This window comes from Alcaligenes sp. GW821-FHT11D07 (assembly GCF_058808495.1).
The window spans coordinates 696,576-715,140 of the sequence record NZ_JBXART010000001.1 but is presented as its reverse complement, the minus strand read 5'-3'; the positions used below and the strand labels follow the sequence as shown (position 1 = coordinate 715,140).

The following is an 18,565-nucleotide window of genomic DNA, read 5'->3' as shown; positions in this document are numbered from 1 at the left end:
CGCCAAGGAGTTTTTATGTCTATCGTCGTTGAACTTAAAGACGTCTACAAAAGTTTCGGCAGCAACGCTGTCTTGAATGGCGTGTCCTTTGCCATTCCCAAAGGTCAGGTCACCGCCATCATCGGACGCAGTGGTTCAGGCAAAAGCACCGCCTTGCGCTGCATAGACCGGCTGGAAGTGATTGATCGCGGCCAGATTGAAGTCTGCGGCCATCAGGTTCATGACCCTGATGTCTGCCTGCGCTCCCTGCGCACTGATGTGGGCATTGTGTTCCAGAGCTATAACCTGTTTCCGCACCTGACTGTAGAGCGCAACATCATGCTGGCGCCACAGGTGGTTCGTGGTCGCAGCCGTGAACAAGCCCGAGAGATCTGCCGCCGCACGCTGGAGCAGGTGGGCTTGTCGGACAAGGCCCAGGCCTACCCCGAACAATTGTCCGGTGGTCAACAACAGCGCGTTGCCATTGCCCGCTCGCTGGCGATGGAGCCCAAAGTCATGCTGTTTGACGAAGTGACCTCCGCGCTGGACCCGCAACTGACCGGTGAAGTCTTGCGCGTCATTGAAAGCCTGGCTGCCGATGGCATGACCATGGTGCTGGTTACCCACGAAATGGAGTTTGCTGCGCGTGTGGCAGACGTGGTGATTTTCATGCATCAGGGCCGTGTCTGGGAAACCGGCCCCGGCGATATGCTGCGCCATCCTCAAACCCCTGAGCTGCAAGCCTTTTTGGCACACGGCCTGTAAATTTTTCCCGACACCATAACAACACCCTGACGGAGACAGCACCATGACACTTTCGACACTTTTGCGTGCCACCATTCTGGCCCTGGGCCTGACTGGCTTGTCCGCAGCGGCCAGCGCCAGCGCGTTGGACGATATCAAAGCCGCTAAAAAAATTCGCGTCGGCATAGACCTGGGCGCACCTTTTTACGGTTACATCGACGACAAGATGCAGGCAGTGGGCTCCGATGTGGAAGCGGCCCGCCTGCTGGCTCAGGACTTGGGGGTAGAGCTGGAAATTGTCCAGACCACGAACTCGGCCCGCATCCCTAACCTCTTATCCAATAAGGCCGACCTGATTATTTCTTCGCTGTCGATTACACCGGAACGTGCCAAAGCCGTGGATTTCTCCATTCCTTATGGTGCGATTCAAGCCGCTGTAGGTGCGCCCAAAGACGTAGAGATCAAGGGCATGGAAGACCTCGTTGGCAAACGTGTGGCGGTGACCCGTGGCGGCCCGCAAGACAAGCTGATCAGCGAACGAGCCCCCAAGGCAAACCTGGTGCGTTTTGACGATGAAGCGGCCTCCATCACGGCGGCAGCCAGCGGACAGACGGACATTGTTGCCATCACCCCACCCATCATTAAAGCGATTGCGGATCGCAACCCCGCGCGCCCCTTTGAGGTGAAGTTCGTCATTGAGTCCTACAAGCTGGGGATTGCCATGCGCCAGAACGAGCCTGAGCTGAAAGGCTGGGTCGATGAATGGGTCAAGACCAATCTGCAAAACGGCAAACTGAATGAAATCCACCTGAAATACGCTGGCGTGCCTATTCCTGACGAAATCGTTCAAGGCTCCGGCCAATAAGTCATAGCCGGGCACACAGACCCGGCCCCCCTTCCCTTTGATCAACCCCTCTGACGGCGCCGCCCTGCGCGCGCCGCGGGACCGGCTGCGCCCTGGCCCAGCCGCCTTCAACCCCTCAGGAATTGTTTATGAGTACCTTATTTGGTGAAATCCGCCAGCTTGGCTACGTGGTGCGTGATATTGAAGCCGCGATGGACTACTGGAGTCGCCAACTGGGGGTAGGCCCCTGGTTTTACAACCCCAAAGTCGGCATCAAGAACTACCAGTACCGCGGCGAATCCTATGAGCCGCATAACTCGGTGGCACTGGCCAACTCCGGCGCGGTGCAAGTAGAACTGATTCAGTGCCGCAATGATGTTCCGTCCATGTACCGGGACTTTCTGCAAGCTGGACAACTGGGCTTGCAACACGTGGCCTACTGGACGGAAAACTACGATGCGGATCTGCAACGCGCACTGGACCACGGCCTGAAGCTTGTGATGAGTGGCGAAGTCGGTGAGCGCGGACGTTTCTGCTATTTCGACACCGAGTTTCACCCCGGTGCCGTCGTCGAACTGTCTGAAGTTGCAGGCCCTAAGGGCAAAATGTTTTCACTGATACGCGCCGCCTCCAAAAACTGGGATGGTAGCGATCCTGTGCGCCCTTTCCCTGATCTAAGCACGCTATAGGGCTTTCAACGCATGAGCACTGACACTTTTCTGGCCCGCTACTTGATCGAAACCCCGCTTGCCCCTGAGCAAGTGGCCGAGGTGATCGCTGGTGAACAATCCTGCGGCACCTTTACCCGCGTTGCGGGGGAGACTGACGAATTGCGCGAACGCGCCAGGGCGACGGTTGAGCGGGTACAAAAGCTGCAAAGCGTACCTGAGCCCAGCTTGTCCAATGCCTTGCTGGAGCGACGCGGGACGTCCGGCCCTTACCATCAAGCCTTGGTCGATATTCGTTTCCCCATCGCCAATATTGCGGCCAACCTGCCCACTCTGGCTGCCTGCGTAACCGGCAATCTATTCGATCTGGGCGAAGTGACAGGTCTGCGTCTGGAAGCGCTGGAACTGCCCGCAGCATACCGACGCCAGTTTGAAATGCCGACATTAGGGGTTGCGGGCACCCGCGCGCGCACAGGCGTTGCGCAAAACGCCATGGTCGGCACCATCATCAAACCCAGTGTGGGCCTACGTACCGACGATGTGGTGCAGCTGGTGCAAACCTTGTGCGATGCCGGAGTCGATTTCATCAAAGACGATGAGGTCTGCGCGGACCCGGCCCATTCCCCCTTGCATGAGCGTATTCCAGCTGTCATGGCCGTGATCCGTGAGCACGAACAGCGCAGCGGCAAGCATGTGATGTTTGCCTTCAATATCACCGATGAAACGGACGCCATGAAACGACACGCGGATTTGGTTGAACAGGAAGGGGGCAGTTGCGTCATGCTTAGCCAAAACTGGGTGGGATATTCAGGCTTTCAGACGCTGCGCCGTCACACCGGCCTGGCGCTGCATGCGCATCGCAATGGCTACGGCGCTCTGTCGCGTCATCCCTTGCTGGGAATTTCAGTGGCTGCTTACCAAACGCTATGGCGTCTGGCCGGGGCTGATCATATTCACGTTCACGGCCTGGAGGGTAAATTTGCCCAGCCAGACCAAGAAGTCCGTGAAGCCATTGCGCATTGCCTGCGTGGCCTGGATGAGCAAAGCGATGATCGTGTCTTGCCGGTTGTCTCCTCCGGCCAATGGGCGGGAACCATACCCGCTACCTGGCAAGCAGCAGGCTGCACGGACGTGCTGTTCATGGCGGGGGGCGGCATCCTGGCCCACCCCGGCGGCGCACATGCTGGTGTTCTCAGCTTGCAACAAGCTTGGCAAGCCGCAGACCAGGGCATGAGCTTGCAGGACAAGGCCAAAACATGCGCCGAACTGGCCCAGGCACTGGACTTTTTCGGCCCCAAAATGGCTTGATCGGGCAGACACCATGACTGTATTACGTCCTGACTACGCCTGGTATGGCGACGACTTCACCGGGGCCAGCGATACCCTGGCAACTCTCAGCCAAGGAGGCGTGGCCGCCATCTTGCTCTTGCACACGCCCAGCACACAGAATCTGAGCAGCTTGCAAGGAATGGAAGCCATCGGTCTGGCCGGGGCAACGCGTTCGCTGACATCGGAGCAGATCCGCCATACCTTGGATGAGGTACTACCCTTTTTAGGCCGTTTGCAGCCCAAGATACTGCATTACAAAATATGCTCCACCTTCGACAGCAGCCCGGACGTCGGCAATATTGCCGTTGCCCTGGAGCGCTTGCGAACCTTAGCTCAGGTGTCTGTTAGCCCAATCCTGGGTGGCCAGGTCAATCTGGGACGCTACTGCCTTTTTGGGAATCTCTTTGCCCAAGCCGGACAGGACGGACAGGTGTACCGAATTGATCGTCACCCAACCATGGGTAAGCACCCTGTCACCCCGATGAATGAGGCAGATTTAATGCTTCATTTAAAGGCGCAGGGGCTTGAGAACATGTCTTCGCTGCCCTGGACGGAGTACCAAAAGCCGGGCTATTGCGCCGACACACAAACTCGGCAGTGGTTAGAGCTGGCCCAGTCCAAGGGACACCTTCATCCCTTGCTGGATATTACCCATGAAAAGGATATTGCCCAGGCGGGTATGCTGCTCAACACCTTGAGCCAGCACGGCACCGTCCTGGCAGCAGGTTCCAGCAGCGTGGCGCAGGCTTACTTAAGCCAGCGGCAGACAAGAACAGCCAAGACCACAACTGGTTTGCCACCCAGCACGCAGCCAGTTTTGACCCTGGTGGGGAGCCAATCCCCGGTGACAGCCATGCAGCTGGAAAACTGCCGACTGGCGACGGTCATTGAACTGGACCCGCATAAGCTGCATCAAGATGCCGCCTACGGAGAACAGCTGCAAAAAACGGTGACCCAGAGCTTGCAACAGGGACGTCATACCTTGCTGCAAACCAAAGCGGTGGATCACGGGCAGAACGCAGTAAGGGCCCTGTCCACCCACGTGGTGGCACAAGACACGGCTCAGTTTTTGGGGATATTGGTCCAGCAGCTTCGACAAAAGCGCATGGTGTCACGTCTGTGCATTGCGGGCGGAGACACGTCCAGCTTATGCACGCAAGCATTAGGAATCTGGGGCTTAAGCTTTTTAGCTTTGGTCAGCCCGGGGGTTGCTGCCTGCATTTGCCACAGCGATGATGCGGTAGATGGTCTGGAACTGGTGCTAAAAGGAGGCCAAATGGGATCAGCTGACTTCTTTGATCGCGTGATTGCGGGCAATCAAGCCTGAAGCTCATCCGGCCTAAGGTGCGTGAGCACCTTGCCCTCTGGACGCAGAAAACAAAAAACCGACCATCTTTCGATGATCGGTTTTTTGAGTAATTTTGGTGCCCAGAAGAGGACTCGAACCTCCACACCCGAAGGCACATGGACCTGAACCATGCGCGTCTACCAATTCCGCCACCTGGGCTCTGACTGCTAAACTTGTTTTATAAACACGCCTAAGCAAGACAGAAGAGAACTATAGCACTATTTTTGAAAATCGCAAACTATTTTCCGTGCTTTCATGCCAAACAGGAATAAGGGCGGCACTTGCACTTCATAAGAATCGCTTTTATGCTTATTGCTATATCAAGAGTTGGGACATCCCATGCCAACCTGTGTACCCGCACAAGGTGGAATCAAGATATGGCCAGCTGGCAATAAATGGGATCGTTAAGACAAGAACCCGCTGCCAGCGGGTTTTTTTATGGCTGCTCTACCCGGCATCCAAGGGTCCTTTAATCCAACTTGCTCACCCGGAACCTGGTTCCAAGAGCTAAACAGGAGCGTTTTATGTCTACTGCGTTTTACTACCACCTGACTCTGGATCAGCACAGCTACCGCATTGTCTTGCGCCCGGATTGTTCCCGGCTAGCTGTTGTATGCGAGTTGCACGCTGATACGGTCGGTGACTATGAGCCCCGTTGGCTGGGCTCCAGCTGCCGAGGTGGTTATTGGGCCCGCTTCCAACACAATATTGACAGCACCTTGCTGTTGAATATGGATGCCATTGCCCGTTTGATTGACGAGCATCGTTTAGGCCGCCCCGATACCGTGCTGGACACCGACCTGGAACCTGTACTGCAAGTAGGTGGACGCTTGCGCGCCCAGCCTTACCCGCAGCAACAAGCCGCTTAGTCCAGACGCGGCGCTTCTTCGCCTTTATCGCCCATACGCCAGTAGCTGCTGGCCCGGATGGCCCCTTTGTCCAGGCCGCGTTCCTGTATCCAGTACTCACGCAGTGTTTGCGCGACGGCATATTCCGCCGCCACCCAGACATAGCCCGTGCCGCTAAGCTCAGGCGCTGCGCGCAATGCATCCAGCACGCCATCCACTCCGGCCAGAGAGGGAATCCAGTTAACCGTAACGTGATCCGGCGTCTCCATCGTGCCTACTGTCAGCAAGCTACGCGCCAGCACATACACCTGCACCTTAACGGTAGCGGGCAGCTCATGCACGCGACGAGCCATGGCGGGAACGGCCGTTTCGTCACCAATCAGAATTTGCCAATCCAGATCTTTGCTGACCAGGAAAGAGCCGCGTGGACCGGCCACGCCCAGCTTGTCCCCTTCTTTAGCCTGCATGGCCCATTGGCACGCCGGGCCTTCACCATGCAAAACAAAGTCGATATCCATCTCTTGTTCTTGCTCACGATATTCGCGTGGGGTGTAGTCACGAATTGGTGGTTTTTCCTGACCCGCGCCAAAGGACATGCCACGCTCGCCCATCTGGGGCAGACGCAGTTCCTTGCTTACAGGGTCCGGGAAAATCAGTTTGACGTGATCATCAAATCCGGGCGTGTAAAAACCATCCAGATCCGAGCCTGCCAGTGTGATGCGCACCATATCGGGGCCTAACTCACGTCGTTTCTTGACGGTCAGCAGACGCAATTTCAAGGTATGAGCAACTTTTTGCGTTAATTGTTCAGACTGCATTCTTAAGCCTCCTTAGGCAAATTTCGTATTTCGGCAATGGCATTTTCCAAGATTGCCACTACCTCAGCCTGGCGCTCCAGGCTGGCCGTTGATTGTTCAAACATGGCCTGTTTCAAGGTGTGGCGGATCTGGACAAATTCCGGCAGCCAGCCCGTTTGATCTTGGGCGGCCTTCAAATCCTCGTCACTGCTGTGCTCGGCCAACATCTGCCGTATCCACACCAGCTTGCGTCCTCGGTAGGTGAGCGACTGCAAGAGGTAATCACATTTTTCTTGCTGACCTTCCAGATACTCGCGACCTTCCTGGGTCAGGCTGTACATCTTGCGACGCCCTTCTTCCTCAATCAAAACCCAGCCTTGGGCCGCGCAATAGGCCAATGCTGGATAGACCGCACCGGCGCTGGGCACATAGCTGTTTTGGCTAAGTTGCGCGAAACGGCGGATCAGTTGATAACCGTGAGTACTGCCCTCTTTGAGCAGAACCATCAGCATGAGCTGCATGGCACGGGCCGAGTACTTTCTACCCTGACCCATATCCAGCAGCATGCGCTCGACATCCATTGTGTTGAATTTCATGTTCACACTCTTATGCTATATCACTCGACACATTCTAATGATAATGAGAATGAGAATGACAATCAACTAGAAATTGAAATTAAAATAAAGAGTTATAGAGTGCTTGCATTTTCAAGCGGTTTTCCTCTATAATTTAATGCTTGAGTCGGGCGTCAGCCCGGATCTCAAAGCCCAGGTGGCGGAATTGGTAGACGCGCATGGTTCAGGTCCATGTGCCTTCGGGTGTGGAGGTTCGAGTCCTCTTCTGGGCACCAAAATTCCTCAAAAAACCGATCATCGAAAGATGGTCGGTTTTTTGTTTTCCGCGTCTGGAAACTAAGGTGTTTAAACACCTTGCACTGAAAAACCAGACAAAAAAAACCGGAACGGAGATAGCTCCAGTTCCGGTTTTTGCAGCCACAGCCTGCCCTACCCGCCTCTATCAGTCCAAAGGCCGATGACGACGTTGCCAGAAAGGCTGGGCCTTGAATCGCTGCTCCATGCCATACAAGGCATGCTGAGCATTCAAATGGCCTAACAAACCCATCAAATAGTCTTTTTCATAGTTACGAGCGGGCTCCGGATTGCCTTGGATCAGGGCGACGGCAGCTTGGGCCGCTTGCGATCCGCTCCACAACGCTGTTGCCAGACCATTAGCGGCCAAGGGGTCCATCGCCGCACCGGCGTCTCCTGCACGCAAGATCCGGCCCTCCACAAAGTAGGACACCATGCAGCTAGCCGCGGCACTCACTTTAGGGCTGTGGTCTGCCATCTGACTTTCCAGACCCAGGCTTTCCATACGGACGCGCGCCGCATCGGCGCAGCTCAGCAAACCGGCCCACACCGTGCCATCACGGCTTAAACCATCTGGCAATAAATCCGAATCTGAGAACAAGGCCACCATCAAACGATGGCCCGGCATGGGCGACAAATACCACCAGCCCAACTCTACGGCTTCGATCAGAGAAGCAGCCAAAGGTTCGGCCCCTTCGGGCAAATCAAATACCTGCCAGGCTGCCACCAGCCTGTCCAGGCGACGACGCTCGGCGGCAGCACCTGCCGACAAGGCCGCACGCCCCGTACAGTCAATAAGGGCACTACCTTCCAGGCTGCTGCCGTCCGCCAGTTGCGCAAGTACCCCCTCGGGCGTGTGCTCCAGACTCAAGATACGGGTGTTCAAAACCGGAATGCCTTCTTTTTGCACGCGTTCCAGCAGCTCTTGCTCCAGATGCGCCTTATCCAGCAAATAGCCCTGCCCGTCTTCATCCTGCACGGTACGCAAGCCTTCACCACCCCATACCGAAAAACGCCCTTGCGAACGCAGCGCTACCTTCTCGGTCAGACAAGTGGCCCAACCCAGGCTGGTCAATACCAAGGCCCCGCGTTCGGACAAGGTTTCGCCAAAAGAAGGCTGCGGCTCTTGCGGAGCCACCAACGTCACTTTCTGACCTTGCATACTCAGGCGACGCGCCGCCGCTAAACCCGCCACGCCGGCGCCAACAACAATAATCATGCCTTCATCCTCAGGTTCCCGCCTGCTTTGTAAGCGGAACAATATCCATAGAACCGCGCTGTACCTCTACATACAGCTGGGGCGGAACTCCCGCCAGACCCGCTGGCCCCGGACGTTTTACCACGACTCCCATCCGAGTCCAAAGCTCGATCATGCGACGCAAGCCATCGGTATAGCCCGCTTCCACATGCAAACCGATGCCTGCTGCGCCTCGCGCCCAGGGCACACGGGAGTGGTAGTAACGCAAGCGCTCTTCCACACTCAGGTCTTCACGCATCAACTGTTTGTAAAACGCCTCTGGCAGGACATCCACCGGCAAGAGTGCAGGCCACCAGATCGGCGTGGGAAAACCGTCTGCCGTTTGGACCGCCTGGCAGCTAAAGGCATCGCCCTGCCAAGGCACTCCCATCCAGCGCGTCAAGTCTCCCGGCGCTTGTGGGCCAATGGGCGCGCCCTGCCCGGTCAGATTCGGATTGCCCTTAAATACATTGACCGGGTTGAGCTGATAGCCCATGTCCTGAATCAATCCAGGCCGTTTTGACAGGGCCAGGCGGAAGGGTAAACGGGTTTGGTCTTTGCCCTGAAACAGTTCTGGATGGCGGATCGGCCAAGTAATTTCCACGCCCGGATGAAAAGCGCCACCCGAACAAGCATCCAAAGCTGCACGGGTCAGGGCCTCCGGTTGCAGGGCCAAGGGGATATCCTCCAGCACCTGGTAAGAGTCCATCTGTGCATCCTGATAGTCATTCTCGAACTGACCGTCTGCCCACAGACTGAGCGTCTTGTATTGCGCATCTGTCAGTGTCAGCCAGGAATGCGGACTGTCGGGATAGTTCACGCCATCGCCCAGCATCAAAGGCAAGGCATCGGAGCGCAGATCATCACCGCCGGGCCGCCGGAAGGCCTTGAATACGCGTTGCCGTTGATCACGCGTCTGCGTGCCGGGCTCCGCCAAGGCTGCCAAGGTTTCCGGATCGGACAAGTCCCCCACATGTTGCCAGGCCGAGCCTAAAAATACCGCGCTGGCAACCCACTGCATCTGCCCACTACGACGCAAAATAGGTAGCACATCACGTCGGAAAGAAACTTTGTCACCCGGTTCAGACAACTGGCCCAAGGCAATCATGGCTTCGCGCGCGGCATCATATAGAGTGACTACCGGTTCCATCTGCGGTGCGAACTTCGGACCACAAGACACAATCCACGCAGGCTCACACTCCACTTTCTGCCCATCGATCTGAACCGTCGCCTTTACCCAGCCGTCGCACCAATCGTCATGCCAGCCATCATTATTGGTGAAGTCCCGCACGGGGTTTTGTTCGATAGCGGTACGCGATACCCCATCAGCAGGAAATACCAGCAAACGCCCTTGATCGTCCGTGCGTAAATGCCCCAGGGACACATCCAGACTTTGCCAGAACCGCCCTTGCAGACGATAGGCCGCGTCCGTCCCCTCGGCGTTGACCGCCACACCGCCAATTGCAAGCGGGCCGGGGTCGATCACCAGCATCTCTGCCCGCTTGTTTCCGCCGATGAAGGCATTGCGCTGCCCCCCCGGCACCCCCGGTGCGGCGTCTCCCCGGTCCATCGCATTCACAAAGCCATACCAGGCTGCCTTGGTGTTGGCGACGTGTACTGTCCAATTCGGTTTGAAGGAAGCATCCAGTTCGCGCACAACACGGCCTTGCTCGTCGTAGCCGTACAGACGAAAGCGCTGCACCTGTTTTTTAAGACGGCCCTGCGCATCTTTGAAGCCACCTTTGGGCTCAGCCATCAGCCCAGGGACTTCAGGTGCAGCAAACCATTCTGTGGCATTGCCTACTCTGGAAAAACCAATAGCCGGAAAGATGGCCACCTTGTGAATCTTGGCTCCTTTGGGAGCCAGTTCCTGCGCCTGCAAAGGCGAGATGGCCGATTTAAACCAGATGGGTGAGCTCAGGCTGACCGCAGCGGCACTGAACAGAAAATCGCGACGTTTCATGATGGTCCCCTTCGATCGCCGCTATGGAGTCGGCGTATCGGTGCGCGTAGAAATGGTAGCTACAAACAGAATTATTTCGCGCTGAGCGGGAAGAAACAGGCCCTTCCCCAATCAGCTTTTCTGCTTTTTGCCACTATGACAGCAGGGAAAAAATCGCAGTTAAATTTTTTTAAAATTGTTGAAAATCTGAGACATTTTTTTACAAACTGCCGGGTAGAGCAAATAACATCAACCAGCCGCCCAGTACCAGATAGGGCCCAAAATGAAGCGCCTGCCCAGCTTGTAAGCGCCCACTAAAACGCAAGGCCAAAGCAACTAATAAACCTAGTGCAGAGGCAAGAAGCAAAATTCCGGGCAAGGCTGCTACTCCCAGCCAAGCCCCCAATGCAGCCAATAATTTGAAGTCGCCATAACCCATACCTGCACGCCCGGTGATGCGCAAAAAAATATAATTCAAGAGCCACAGGATGCCGTAGCCAAGCGCCGCCCCCAGAACGGCCAAGGGCAAGCGGCTGAAAGTATGGTCCAGATTCACCAGCAAACCCAGCCACAACAAAGGCAAGGTCAGACGATCAGGCAAGTAGCCCGTGTCCGCATCAATCCAGGCCAGCAAGGCCGTCCCGGCTATAAACACACAAGCCGCCAAGGTGGCGGGCGTCAATTGCCAGCGCCACCCTGCCCACAGCATCAACACTAGGGCCAGCCCCTGACACAGCCAACCCCACTGACGATACGCCGTACGCGAACGCTCGCTCAGATCCGGGTCCAGCTCTACCGGCAAGTCCCAAGACAAGCGCCCGGCAGGCCAGAAAAAAACCAGGGCCAGCACCAGAGCAAGCCCCATCCCGGCCCAGGCGTTGCCCCACGACGTCCACATCATATTGATCCTTCACTTGGGTTGAACGGCCGCGCTCCCGCTTAGCCCAAGCAGAACGCTGCCCAAATCCTAGCAGAGCTCTGCGCAGTTTTGATGACGTAAGCATTTTTTGCTCCTGCTCTGCTGAAACCCGATATCGGCATTTTTTTGTTACCCGAATCACAGACAGAGGCTCGCAAGGCTAGGCATAATGCGCTCAACCCTTTGTTTCGCATACGGATGAATAAGGAAGCTTTATGAACGACTTTTTGCCACACGCTGCGCGTACTCCTCGCCTACGCTCTTTGACCGGTGCGTTGCTCTTGGTCTGGATGGGCGCTGCGGCAAATACGGCCTGGGCCCAGCAGATCGAGGCCATTACCTTATCCAGCGCCGGTATGGCTGAAATCGAGCGCCAAATTCCCGTCGGTGAGAACGGTAGCGCCCAACTGCGCGTCCCGCTGACGCAAGTAGATGACATTCTTAAAACCCTGATGGCCATTGATGGCAAAAGCCGCATTGAATCGATGACGCTCTCGGGTCTGGCCCCGTTGAAAGAAGGTTTCGACAGCCTGCCCTTCGCGGCCAAGGATTTGCGCTCTCCAGCCGCTTTGGCTCAAGTGCTGCGCGGTCAGCAAGTCAGCGCCAGCTCGCAAGGTCGTCTGGTACGCGGTGCGGTGCTGGGAGTACAGACCACAGCAGCTACCAACGAACGCCCGGCTCAATCCATCCTGAGCGTGCTCAATGAACAAGGCCAGGTTCAGACTCTGGAACTGGGTGCGGATACCAGTCTGGAAATACTGGACGAAACCTTGCAGAAGCAGTTGCAGCAAGCCACCGCCGTGCTGGCTGGCCAAAGCAATCAGCAAGCCCGTGATATCCAGCTGCTTCTGAACAAAACAGACAGCCAGACCGCTCGCCTGTCCTATCTGATTCCAGCTCCGGTCTGGAAAAGCTCTTACCGTCTGATGATGGAAGATGGCAAAGCCCGTTTGCAGGCATGGGCCATTTTTGAAAACACCAGCGGGGAAGACTGGAAAGATGTAAAAGTCACCCTGAGCTCAGGTTCCCCGGTCATGCTGCGCCAGCGCTTGCTGGAGCGTTACTGGAATGAGCGCCCTGAATTGCCAGTGGCCGTTGGCAGTTCGATGGCACCGCAGGCCGATACGCAGTCCACCTTGCAAGCCAAACAGGCCCGCAGAGTCAACAACGAGGCCATGCAGATGCGCATGGCCCCTGCCCCGTCTGCCGCTATCGCAGCTGGCTATATGGCTGACAGCCAGGCCGAACCCCAATGGGCCCCGGCCGGTTCCGGCTCCAGCACCCAGGTTCAGGAAGGTCTGACTCAAGTACGTTTCAGCCTGCCCCAGACATTAAGCGTGCCGACAGGCCAAACAGTCTCCGTCCCCTTCATTGATACCTCTTTGAAAGCAGAGTCCCTGTCCGTTTATCGCAGTGGCCAAGGCGGCGACCATCCCACAGCGGCTATCTGGGTGAACAATGAGCAAGCTTCCAGCCTGCCTCCAGGCATCATCACAGTTTTCAATCAGAAAGATGGCCATGTAGGCGATGCCGAACTGGCAGGTTTACCGGCTGGCGAACAACGCCTGATCTACTTCGCGCAGGACAGCAAAGTACAGATTCGCGAAGAGCAGACTGAAGAGTATCGTTTGAGCAAAACGCGGGTTAGCGATGGGGTAGCGCGTTCGGAATGGACTCGTATCCAGAACTACCGCTATGAAATCAAAGCCCCTAGCGACGAGGACCGTACCGTCCTGATCCAACTGCCCCGCCAGGATGGCTGGACGCTCAAGTCCGATGCCCATGACAGCGACACCGCCCAGGAACATCGTTTGAAAGTGAAAGTCGCCAAAGGCAAGACGGTTACTGTCACAGCTCAACTAAGCCTGCAAGACCATGTGGAATTGCGTCTGGAAGACATCGACGAGAACATGCTGCTGCAGTGGCGTGGGAATGGCGATGACAAGGCGCAACAAGCCAAAATGGACAAGCTGATTGATCTGCGCCGCCAGCTAAGCCAGGCCCAGCAAGCTCAGAACGAGGCTCAGGCAGGCTTGAATGACATCGTGGCTGAACAAGAGCGCATCCGCGCCAACCTGTCGGCCGTCAGCGCCCAAAGCAGCTTGGGAGAACGCTTTAGCGAGCAACTGGCCCAGCAGGAAGACCAGATTGCCAGCCAGCGCAAAGTCGTTCAGGAACAGCGAGCACGAGTACAACAAGCCCGCGAAGCCTTTGAAAAGGCCCTGGCTGAACTGGGCTAAATCGTCCTAAACCGGTGCGGGCAGCTCTGCCTGCACCTGCTCCAAAAACGCGCGTATGGCATGGCCTTGCGCGCGTTCTTTTAAGCAGTACACAAACTCGCTTAAATGAGCCGACACATCGCTTAAAGGCAGGCTGATGATGTCCGGGTGCGCGGGCACTTCGCGCAAGGGCAATAAGCTGGCCCCCAAGCCACATGCAATGGCCCAGCCTATCGCTTCCCGACTGCCAATTTCCAATAACTGCGTGGGCTCCTGCCCGGCCTGACGAAACACCTGATGGCACAGTTCTCGTGTCATGGAGCCTGATTCGCGCATCAAGATGGGATAGCGGCACAACTCCACAATGCGCACCCGCTGCCGATTCGCCAAGGGATGATCCACCCGCAGTACGGCCACCAAAGGGTCCGACGCCAATAGCAAGCGCACCAGGCGCGGATCATCAACTAGCGCCGAGGACGCAATCACATCCAACTGATAATCATGTAAAGCACTTAAGACCCGCTGGGAGTTATCAATGCTCAAACGCATTTTTACGCCGGGGTAAGCCTGATGGAAATGCCGTAACACGGCCATGATGTAATACGGCCCGGTCGCCCCTACGCGCAGCAAGCCGCTTTTCAAATCCCGCAGGTCACGCAGGCTGAAATCAATCTGAGCCGCCTGCTGCATCAATTGCTCTACCTGCGGCAACAGGCGCTCGCCCTGCTGACTTAAATAGACCCCTTTGCCCTGCCGGTAAAACAGCTCCACGCCGTAACGGGTTTCCAACTGCCGCAGGTGCGAGGTCACGGTGGGTTGGCTGATGCCCAGTTGCTGGGCGGCCTTGGTAATAGAGCCACAATGAGCGGTGGCATGAAAGGACTTTAGTTCCAGAGCCAGCATGCTGCCGCTCTCCTTGGGAAGACTCAAAGCCCAAATTATCCGATGCTCGTATTACAGAAATTAGTTGTACTGTCATAGGGCCGCCATATACGCCTCCCATACTGACGTTCATGACATTCATGACAAGTCGGAATTCCGGGATGAGCGCCAAGCCTGCATTTTTAACCATACAAGGACTGCACAAGCAGTTCGGCTCCTTTACAGCCTTGGACCAGGTCAGCCTGGACATACAGGCTGGTGAACTGGTGTGTTTGCTGGGCCCTTCGGGCTGCGGCAAAACGACCTTGCTGCGCTGCATTGCCGGGCTACAGCAGGCCGATCAAGGCATTATCGTGATGGCAGGCCGGGATATTACCCACCTGCCGCCTCAGCAGCGCGACTACGGCATTCTGTTCCAATCCTACGCTCTGTTTCCCAATCTGACGGTTGCCCAGAACATCGCCTACGGCCTGTCGCCACGCAAGAATCTGGCGGCTCAGGTTCTTCAGCGCGTATCGGAAATGCTGGATCTGGTGGGCCTGTCCGGTTCAGAAAACAAATACCCTGCCCAGCTTTCAGGTGGTCAACAACAACGGGTGGCGCTGGCTCGCGCACTGGCCCCTTCGCCCTCCCTGCTTTTGCTGGACGAACCCATGTCGGCCCTGGATGCCCAGGTGCGCGAACGCTTGCGCATTGAACTGCGCGCACTGCAAAAACAGCTCTCTATCACCACCTTGATGGTGACGCACGACCAGGAAGAAGCCATGGTCATGGCGGACCGGATTGCCGTGATGGAAAAAGGCCGCCTGGTGCAGTTTGATCGCCCCCAGGCCCTGTACCGTGAACCGGCTGATCCCTTTGTGGCGGGTTTTATTGGGGAGGCCAACTGGCTACCCTACACCCCCATGCAGGACTGCGCGGTTCAGGTCGAACGAGTACGGCTGGACTTGAACCACGAAGCCCCCACCACCGCCGGGCGCCTGTTCATCCGACCCGAAAATATCCGGGTGCTGGACAATAGCAGCCCCATCAGTACCTCGAACACCTTCCTGGCCGACATTGTGGACGGCGTTTTTCTGGGCCGTCACTACAAGCTGATTCTGCGCCCCGAGGGCATGAACGGCTTAACCATTCAGGCCATCGTCAACCCCGAGCAGGGCGACCGTTTACTGGCGCCGCTGGCCGCTCGCCGCTGCCGTATCCAGCTTCCCAGCGAGGCGCTGCATGCACACCACTGATACCAGCCCCCAGCCTGGCGCTGCTGCTTTGGGCAACACCAGCCTGTATGGTTTGCCGGTTGCTGAAGCCAGCGTAAATCACCCGTTGATCCGCCCTGTTTTGCCAGCCTGGATCGGTTCAGCCGCAAGACGTGCCTTATTGATTGCCCTGTTCGCGCTGCTGATTCTGTTTCTGGCGCTGCCTATGATCTTCATTTTGCTGCGTGCCATTCAGGACGGCGACGGGCAATTAGTGGGACTGGGCCAGTTCTGGGCCATTATCAGCGCCCCCGGTTTTATGGCGATGGTGGGTCGCAGTGTGCTGGTCGGTATCAGCACGCTGATTATCGTCATCCCTGCTGCTTATGCTTTTGCCTTTGCCTTGCAGCGCTGCTGCATACGCGGTGCTGGCCTGTTTCGTGCTCTGGGTTTGCTGCCTTTGCTGGCCCCGTCGCTGATGCCTGGCTTGTCCCTGATTTACCTGTTTGGCAATCAAGGCGTGCTGCGCAGCTGGCTGGGCGGGGAATCGATTTACGGTTTTTGGGGGATTGTGCTGGGCGAAGCCTTCTATACCTTCCCCCACGCCCTGATGATTCTGAGCACCGGACTGGCCCTGGCGGACGCCCGCCTTTACGATGCCGCCCGAGCCATGGGTGCTAATTCCTGGCGTCGCTTCCTGACGGTCACGCTGCCCGCCAGCCGCTACGCCGTGTTCTCCGCCGCTTGCCTGGTCTTTACGCTGACCGTGACCGACTTCGGTGTCCCCAAAGTCGTTGGCGGGTCCTACAACGTGCTGGCCATGGAGGCGTACAAAGCCGTGGTTGGTCAGTTGCAGTTCTCTAAAGGCGCGGCTATCGGTGTGCTGCTCTTGATCCCCGCTGTGTTGACCTTCTTTCTGGATCGTCATCTACGTGCCCGTGCCAGCGGACAAGCGCAAGGCTCACTCAGTGCCTATTCGCCCTTGCCACACCGCCAACGTGACCGTTACTTCACCCTGGTCATGCTGCTGGTTTCCCTGGCGATTCTGACGATTGTGGGCATGGCTGTCTGGGCCTCCTTGATCAAGTTCTGGCCCTACAACCTGAGCCTGTCCCTGAAGTCTTATGACTTTGACAATATGGACGGCGGCGGCTGGCTGGCCTGGCGCAACAGTCTGACGATGGCCTTGTTTACTGCCATTCTGGGATCAGCCCTGATTTTCCTGGGTGCCTGGGTGCTGGAAAAGCTGCCAGCCCGTGGCCAAACTGAACGCGGACTATACGGCGTGCTGCAAATGCTGGCTTTGGCCCCCATGGCCATTCCCGGACTGGTGCTGGGCCTGGGTTACATCTTCTTTTTCAATCATCCCAACAACCCCTTGTCCGGCCTGTACGGCTCCATGAGCCTGCTGGTGCTGTGTACCGTCATTCACTTGTACACCAGCGCTCACCTGAACTTTGTGACCGCACTGAAGGCCATTCCGGCGGAACTGGAAGCGGCAGCAGCCTCGCTGAAGGCGCCCCGCCTGTCTACCTTGATGGGGGTAACGGTGCCGTTGTGCCTGCCAGCACTCTTGTCAGTGTCGCGCTATCTGTTCGTCTCAGCCATGACCACGGTATCGGCGGTGGTCTTTTTATACAGCCCACAGACGGTGCTGGCGTCCGTCGCCGTCATGAACATGGATGATGCCGGCTTTATCGGCCCGGCTGCTGCCATGTGCACCTTGATCATGCTCAGCTCCGGCTTTGTCTGCCTGCTGGTTCATGTACTGAGCCGTGCGGCCCTGCGCCGCAGCCAGGCCTGGCGCTCCCCCTCTCCTCTTTCTCCAACCTGATAGGACCGCAATGTCATCCGTAACTTGCGCCAATACGCAGCTTGATAAGTCCGCTTCCCAAGCTCCCCGCCTTGAAGCCCTGATTTTTGACTGGGCCGGCACGCTGGTGGATTTTGGCTCCTTTGCCCCCACCCAAATTTTGGTCGAAGCCTTCAAGTGTTTTGATCTGACATTGAATCTGGAACAAGCCCGCAGTGCGATGGGTATCGGCAAATGGGACCACATCAAGGCCATGCTGGAGCTGCCAGAGGTCCACGCGCAATTTACGGCGCTGCATGACCGTGAACCCGATGACAGCGATGTAGACCGTATCTACAACACCTTTTTGCCCCTGCAAAACGAACGTGTGGGCGAGTTCTCCGCTGCCATTCCCGGTGCCCGTGAAACCTTGTCCTGGGCACGTCGCCAAGGCTTGAAGATAGGCTCCTGCTCCGGCTACCCACGTCTGGTACTGGACAACCTGCTGCAACACGCCCACCAACAACAGGTGTTTGTGGACTACCACGTCGCCTTTGACGAAGTCCCGCAAGCGCGCCCTTGGCCAGCCATGGCCCTGGAAAACGTCATTCGCCTGGAAATCAAGAATGTGGGGGCCTGCGTCAAGATCGATGACACCCCGGTAGGCATCGACGAAGGCCGTAACGCAGGCATGTGGACGGTGGGTTTGCTGCTGTCGGGCAACGCCGCCGGTCTGACTGAACATGAGTTTCTGGCTCTGGATGAACCAGAGCTCCATGCCCTGCGCGAACGTGCTGCCGCAACGTTTGCCCATGCCCAGCCCCACTACCTGATTGACACCATTGCCCAGCTACCCGCCGTGATTGAACAAATCACCGAACGCATGGCGCAGGGTGAATTTCCCAGTGACTCTCTCTAACCCCACTCCCCTTTTGCTGACACAAGGACACTT

16 protein-coding genes, 2 tRNA genes and 1 riboswitch are annotated in these 18,565 nt (G+C 57.0%); of the genes, 11 read left to right on the top strand and 7 right to left on the bottom strand.

Features of this window, described 5'->3' with window-relative positions:
- Nucleotides 1-15 precede the first annotated feature (15 nt).
- From AC1RSM_RS03260 to AC1RSM_RS03240, 5 genes are all read left to right on the top strand, one after another.
- Complete coding sequence (locus tag AC1RSM_RS03260) at nucleotides 16-744, top strand: amino acid ABC transporter ATP-binding protein (RefSeq protein ID WP_492929440.1); 729 nt, start codon at nucleotides 16-18, stop codon at nucleotides 742-744.
- Nucleotides 745-787: 43 nt separating this feature from the next.
- Entirely contained in the window at nucleotides 788-1,588 is an 801-nt protein-coding gene (locus AC1RSM_RS03255; RefSeq protein WP_492929438.1) for a transporter substrate-binding domain-containing protein, read from the top strand.
- A gap of 128 nt (nucleotides 1,589-1,716) precedes the next feature.
- Complete coding sequence (locus tag AC1RSM_RS03250) at nucleotides 1,717-2,256, top strand: VOC family protein (protein ID WP_492929436.1); 540 nt, start codon at nucleotides 1,717-1,719, stop codon at nucleotides 2,254-2,256.
- A 12-nt stretch (nucleotides 2,257-2,268) separates the two neighbouring features.
- On the top strand, nucleotides 2,269-3,543 hold the full coding sequence (locus tag AC1RSM_RS03245; protein WP_492929434.1) for a ribulose-bisphosphate carboxylase large subunit family protein: 1,275 nt from the start codon (nucleotides 2,269-2,271) through the stop codon (nucleotides 3,541-3,543).
- A 13-nt stretch (nucleotides 3,544-3,556) separates the two neighbouring features.
- Nucleotides 3,557-4,891, top strand: coding sequence for a four-carbon acid sugar kinase family protein (locus AC1RSM_RS03240; protein WP_492929432.1), 1,335 nt, complete (start codon nucleotides 3,557-3,559; stop codon nucleotides 4,889-4,891).
- A 95-nt stretch (nucleotides 4,892-4,986) separates the two neighbouring features.
- Here the strand turns inward: AC1RSM_RS03240 and AC1RSM_RS03235 are convergent.
- Nucleotides 4,987-5,071 (bottom strand) — tRNA-Leu (locus tag AC1RSM_RS03235).
- 153 nt (nucleotides 5,072-5,224) lie between these two features.
- Nucleotides 5,225-5,318, top strand: a riboswitch (SAM-I-IV-variant riboswitch).
- Nucleotides 5,319-5,436: 118 nt separating this feature from the next.
- On the opposite strand from AC1RSM_RS03235, the gene AC1RSM_RS03230 reads away from it, so the two are divergent.
- Nucleotides 5,437-5,781, top strand: a complete 345-nt coding sequence (locus AC1RSM_RS03230; RefSeq protein WP_492929430.1) for a hypothetical protein — start codon at nucleotides 5,437-5,439, stop codon at nucleotides 5,779-5,781.
- Here AC1RSM_RS03230 and AC1RSM_RS03225 read toward each other — a convergent pair.
- Complete coding sequence (locus tag AC1RSM_RS03225) at nucleotides 5,778-6,578, bottom strand: siderophore-interacting protein (RefSeq protein WP_492929428.1); 801 nt, start codon at nucleotides 6,576-6,578, stop codon at nucleotides 5,778-5,780. The two genes, AC1RSM_RS03230 and AC1RSM_RS03225, sit on opposite strands and share 4 nt — an antisense overlap.
- Nucleotides 6,579-6,580: 2 nt before the next feature.
- Nucleotides 6,581-7,153: a PadR family transcriptional regulator gene (locus AC1RSM_RS03220; RefSeq protein WP_492929426.1), complete on the bottom strand. Its 573-nt coding sequence runs from the start codon at nucleotides 7,151-7,153 to the stop codon at nucleotides 6,581-6,583.
- 169 nt (nucleotides 7,154-7,322) lie between these two features.
- Between AC1RSM_RS03220 and AC1RSM_RS03215 the strand changes: the two genes are divergently transcribed.
- Nucleotides 7,323-7,407: transfer RNA gene (locus AC1RSM_RS03215), tRNA-Leu, on the top strand.
- Nucleotides 7,408-7,574: 167 nt separating this feature from the next.
- Here AC1RSM_RS03215 and AC1RSM_RS03210 read toward each other — a convergent pair.
- From AC1RSM_RS03210 to AC1RSM_RS03200, 3 genes are all read right to left on the bottom strand, one after another.
- Nucleotides 7,575-8,645: an NAD(P)/FAD-dependent oxidoreductase gene (locus AC1RSM_RS03210; protein ID WP_492929424.1), complete on the bottom strand. Its 1,071-nt coding sequence runs from the start codon at nucleotides 8,643-8,645 to the stop codon at nucleotides 7,575-7,577.
- 10 nt (nucleotides 8,646-8,655) lie between these two features.
- Nucleotides 8,656-10,626, bottom strand: coding sequence for a CTQ-dependent glycine oxidase GoxA (goxA, locus tag AC1RSM_RS03205; RefSeq protein ID WP_492929422.1), 1,971 nt, complete (start codon nucleotides 10,624-10,626; stop codon nucleotides 8,656-8,658).
- 199 nt (nucleotides 10,627-10,825) lie between these two features.
- Complete coding sequence (locus tag AC1RSM_RS03200; RefSeq protein WP_492929420.1) at nucleotides 10,826-11,506, bottom strand: prepilin peptidase; 681 nt, start codon at nucleotides 11,504-11,506, stop codon at nucleotides 10,826-10,828.
- Between the two features lie 233 nt (nucleotides 11,507-11,739).
- Here AC1RSM_RS03200 and AC1RSM_RS03195 point away from each other — a divergent pair, with 233 nt between their 5' ends.
- A complete protein-coding gene (locus AC1RSM_RS03195) occupies nucleotides 11,740-13,764 on the top strand; it encodes a DUF4139 domain-containing protein (RefSeq protein ID WP_492929418.1) in 2,025 nt (674 codons plus the stop codon).
- Between the two features lie 6 nt (nucleotides 13,765-13,770).
- On the opposite strand, the gene AC1RSM_RS03190 is transcribed toward AC1RSM_RS03195, so the two are convergent.
- Complete coding sequence (locus AC1RSM_RS03190) at nucleotides 13,771-14,646, bottom strand: LysR substrate-binding domain-containing protein (protein WP_492931431.1); 876 nt, start codon at nucleotides 14,644-14,646, stop codon at nucleotides 13,771-13,773.
- A gap of 140 nt (nucleotides 14,647-14,786) precedes the next feature.
- Between AC1RSM_RS03190 and AC1RSM_RS03185 the strand changes: the two genes are divergently transcribed.
- From AC1RSM_RS03185 to phnX, 3 genes are all read left to right on the top strand, one after another.
- Complete coding sequence (locus AC1RSM_RS03185; RefSeq protein ID WP_492929416.1) at nucleotides 14,787-15,863, top strand: putative 2-aminoethylphosphonate ABC transporter ATP-binding protein; 1,077 nt, start codon at nucleotides 14,787-14,789, stop codon at nucleotides 15,861-15,863.
- An 88-nt stretch (nucleotides 15,864-15,951) separates the two neighbouring features.
- A complete protein-coding gene (locus tag AC1RSM_RS03180) occupies nucleotides 15,952-17,655 on the top strand; it encodes a putative 2-aminoethylphosphonate ABC transporter permease subunit (RefSeq protein ID WP_492931429.1) in 1,704 nt (567 codons plus the stop codon).
- Between the two features lie 10 nt (nucleotides 17,656-17,665).
- On the top strand, nucleotides 17,666-18,532 hold the full coding sequence (gene phnX / locus AC1RSM_RS03175; RefSeq protein ID WP_492929414.1) for a phosphonoacetaldehyde hydrolase: 867 nt from the start codon (nucleotides 17,666-17,668) through the stop codon (nucleotides 18,530-18,532).
- The last annotated feature ends 33 nt before the right edge of the window (nucleotides 18,533-18,565 follow it).

Excerpts from the sequence above, each read along its gene's own strand:
- AC1RSM_RS03260 (WP_492929440.1), top strand. The coding sequence starts at position 16 with ATGTCTATCGTCGTTGAACTTAAAGACGTCTACAAAAGTTTCGGCAGC.
- AC1RSM_RS03255 (WP_492929438.1), top strand. The coding sequence starts at position 788 with ATGACACTTTCGACACTTTTGCGTGCCACCATTCTGGCCCTGGGCCTG.
- AC1RSM_RS03250 (WP_492929436.1), top strand. The coding sequence starts at position 1,717 with ATGAGTACCTTATTTGGTGAAATCCGCCAGCTTGGCTACGTGGTGCGT.
- AC1RSM_RS03245 (WP_492929434.1), top strand. The coding sequence starts at position 2,269 with ATGAGCACTGACACTTTTCTGGCCCGCTACTTGATCGAAACCCCGCTT.
- AC1RSM_RS03240 (WP_492929432.1), top strand. The coding sequence starts at position 3,557 with ATGACTGTATTACGTCCTGACTACGCCTGGTATGGCGACGACTTCACC.
- AC1RSM_RS03230 (WP_492929430.1), top strand. The coding sequence starts at position 5,437 with ATGTCTACTGCGTTTTACTACCACCTGACTCTGGATCAGCACAGCTAC.
- AC1RSM_RS03225 (WP_492929428.1), bottom strand. The coding sequence starts at position 6,578 with ATGCAGTCTGAACAATTAACGCAAAAAGTTGCTCATACCTTGAAATTG.
- AC1RSM_RS03220 (WP_492929426.1), bottom strand. The coding sequence starts at position 7,153 with ATGAAATTCAACACAATGGATGTCGAGCGCATGCTGCTGGATATGGGT.
- AC1RSM_RS03210 (WP_492929424.1), bottom strand. The coding sequence starts at position 8,645 with ATGATTATTGTTGTTGGCGCCGGCGTGGCGGGTTTAGCGGCGGCGCGT.
- goxA (WP_492929422.1), bottom strand. The coding sequence starts at position 10,626 with ATGAAACGTCGCGATTTTCTGTTCAGTGCCGCTGCGGTCAGCCTGAGC.
- AC1RSM_RS03200 (WP_492929420.1), bottom strand. The coding sequence starts at position 11,506 with ATGATGTGGACGTCGTGGGGCAACGCCTGGGCCGGGATGGGGCTTGCT.
- AC1RSM_RS03195 (WP_492929418.1), top strand. The coding sequence starts at position 11,740 with ATGAACGACTTTTTGCCACACGCTGCGCGTACTCCTCGCCTACGCTCT.
- AC1RSM_RS03190 (WP_492931431.1), bottom strand. The coding sequence starts at position 14,646 with ATGCTGGCTCTGGAACTAAAGTCCTTTCATGCCACCGCTCATTGTGGC.
- AC1RSM_RS03185 (WP_492929416.1), top strand. The coding sequence starts at position 14,787 with ATGAGCGCCAAGCCTGCATTTTTAACCATACAAGGACTGCACAAGCAG.
- phnX (WP_492929414.1), top strand. The coding sequence starts at position 17,666 with ATGTCATCCGTAACTTGCGCCAATACGCAGCTTGATAAGTCCGCTTCC.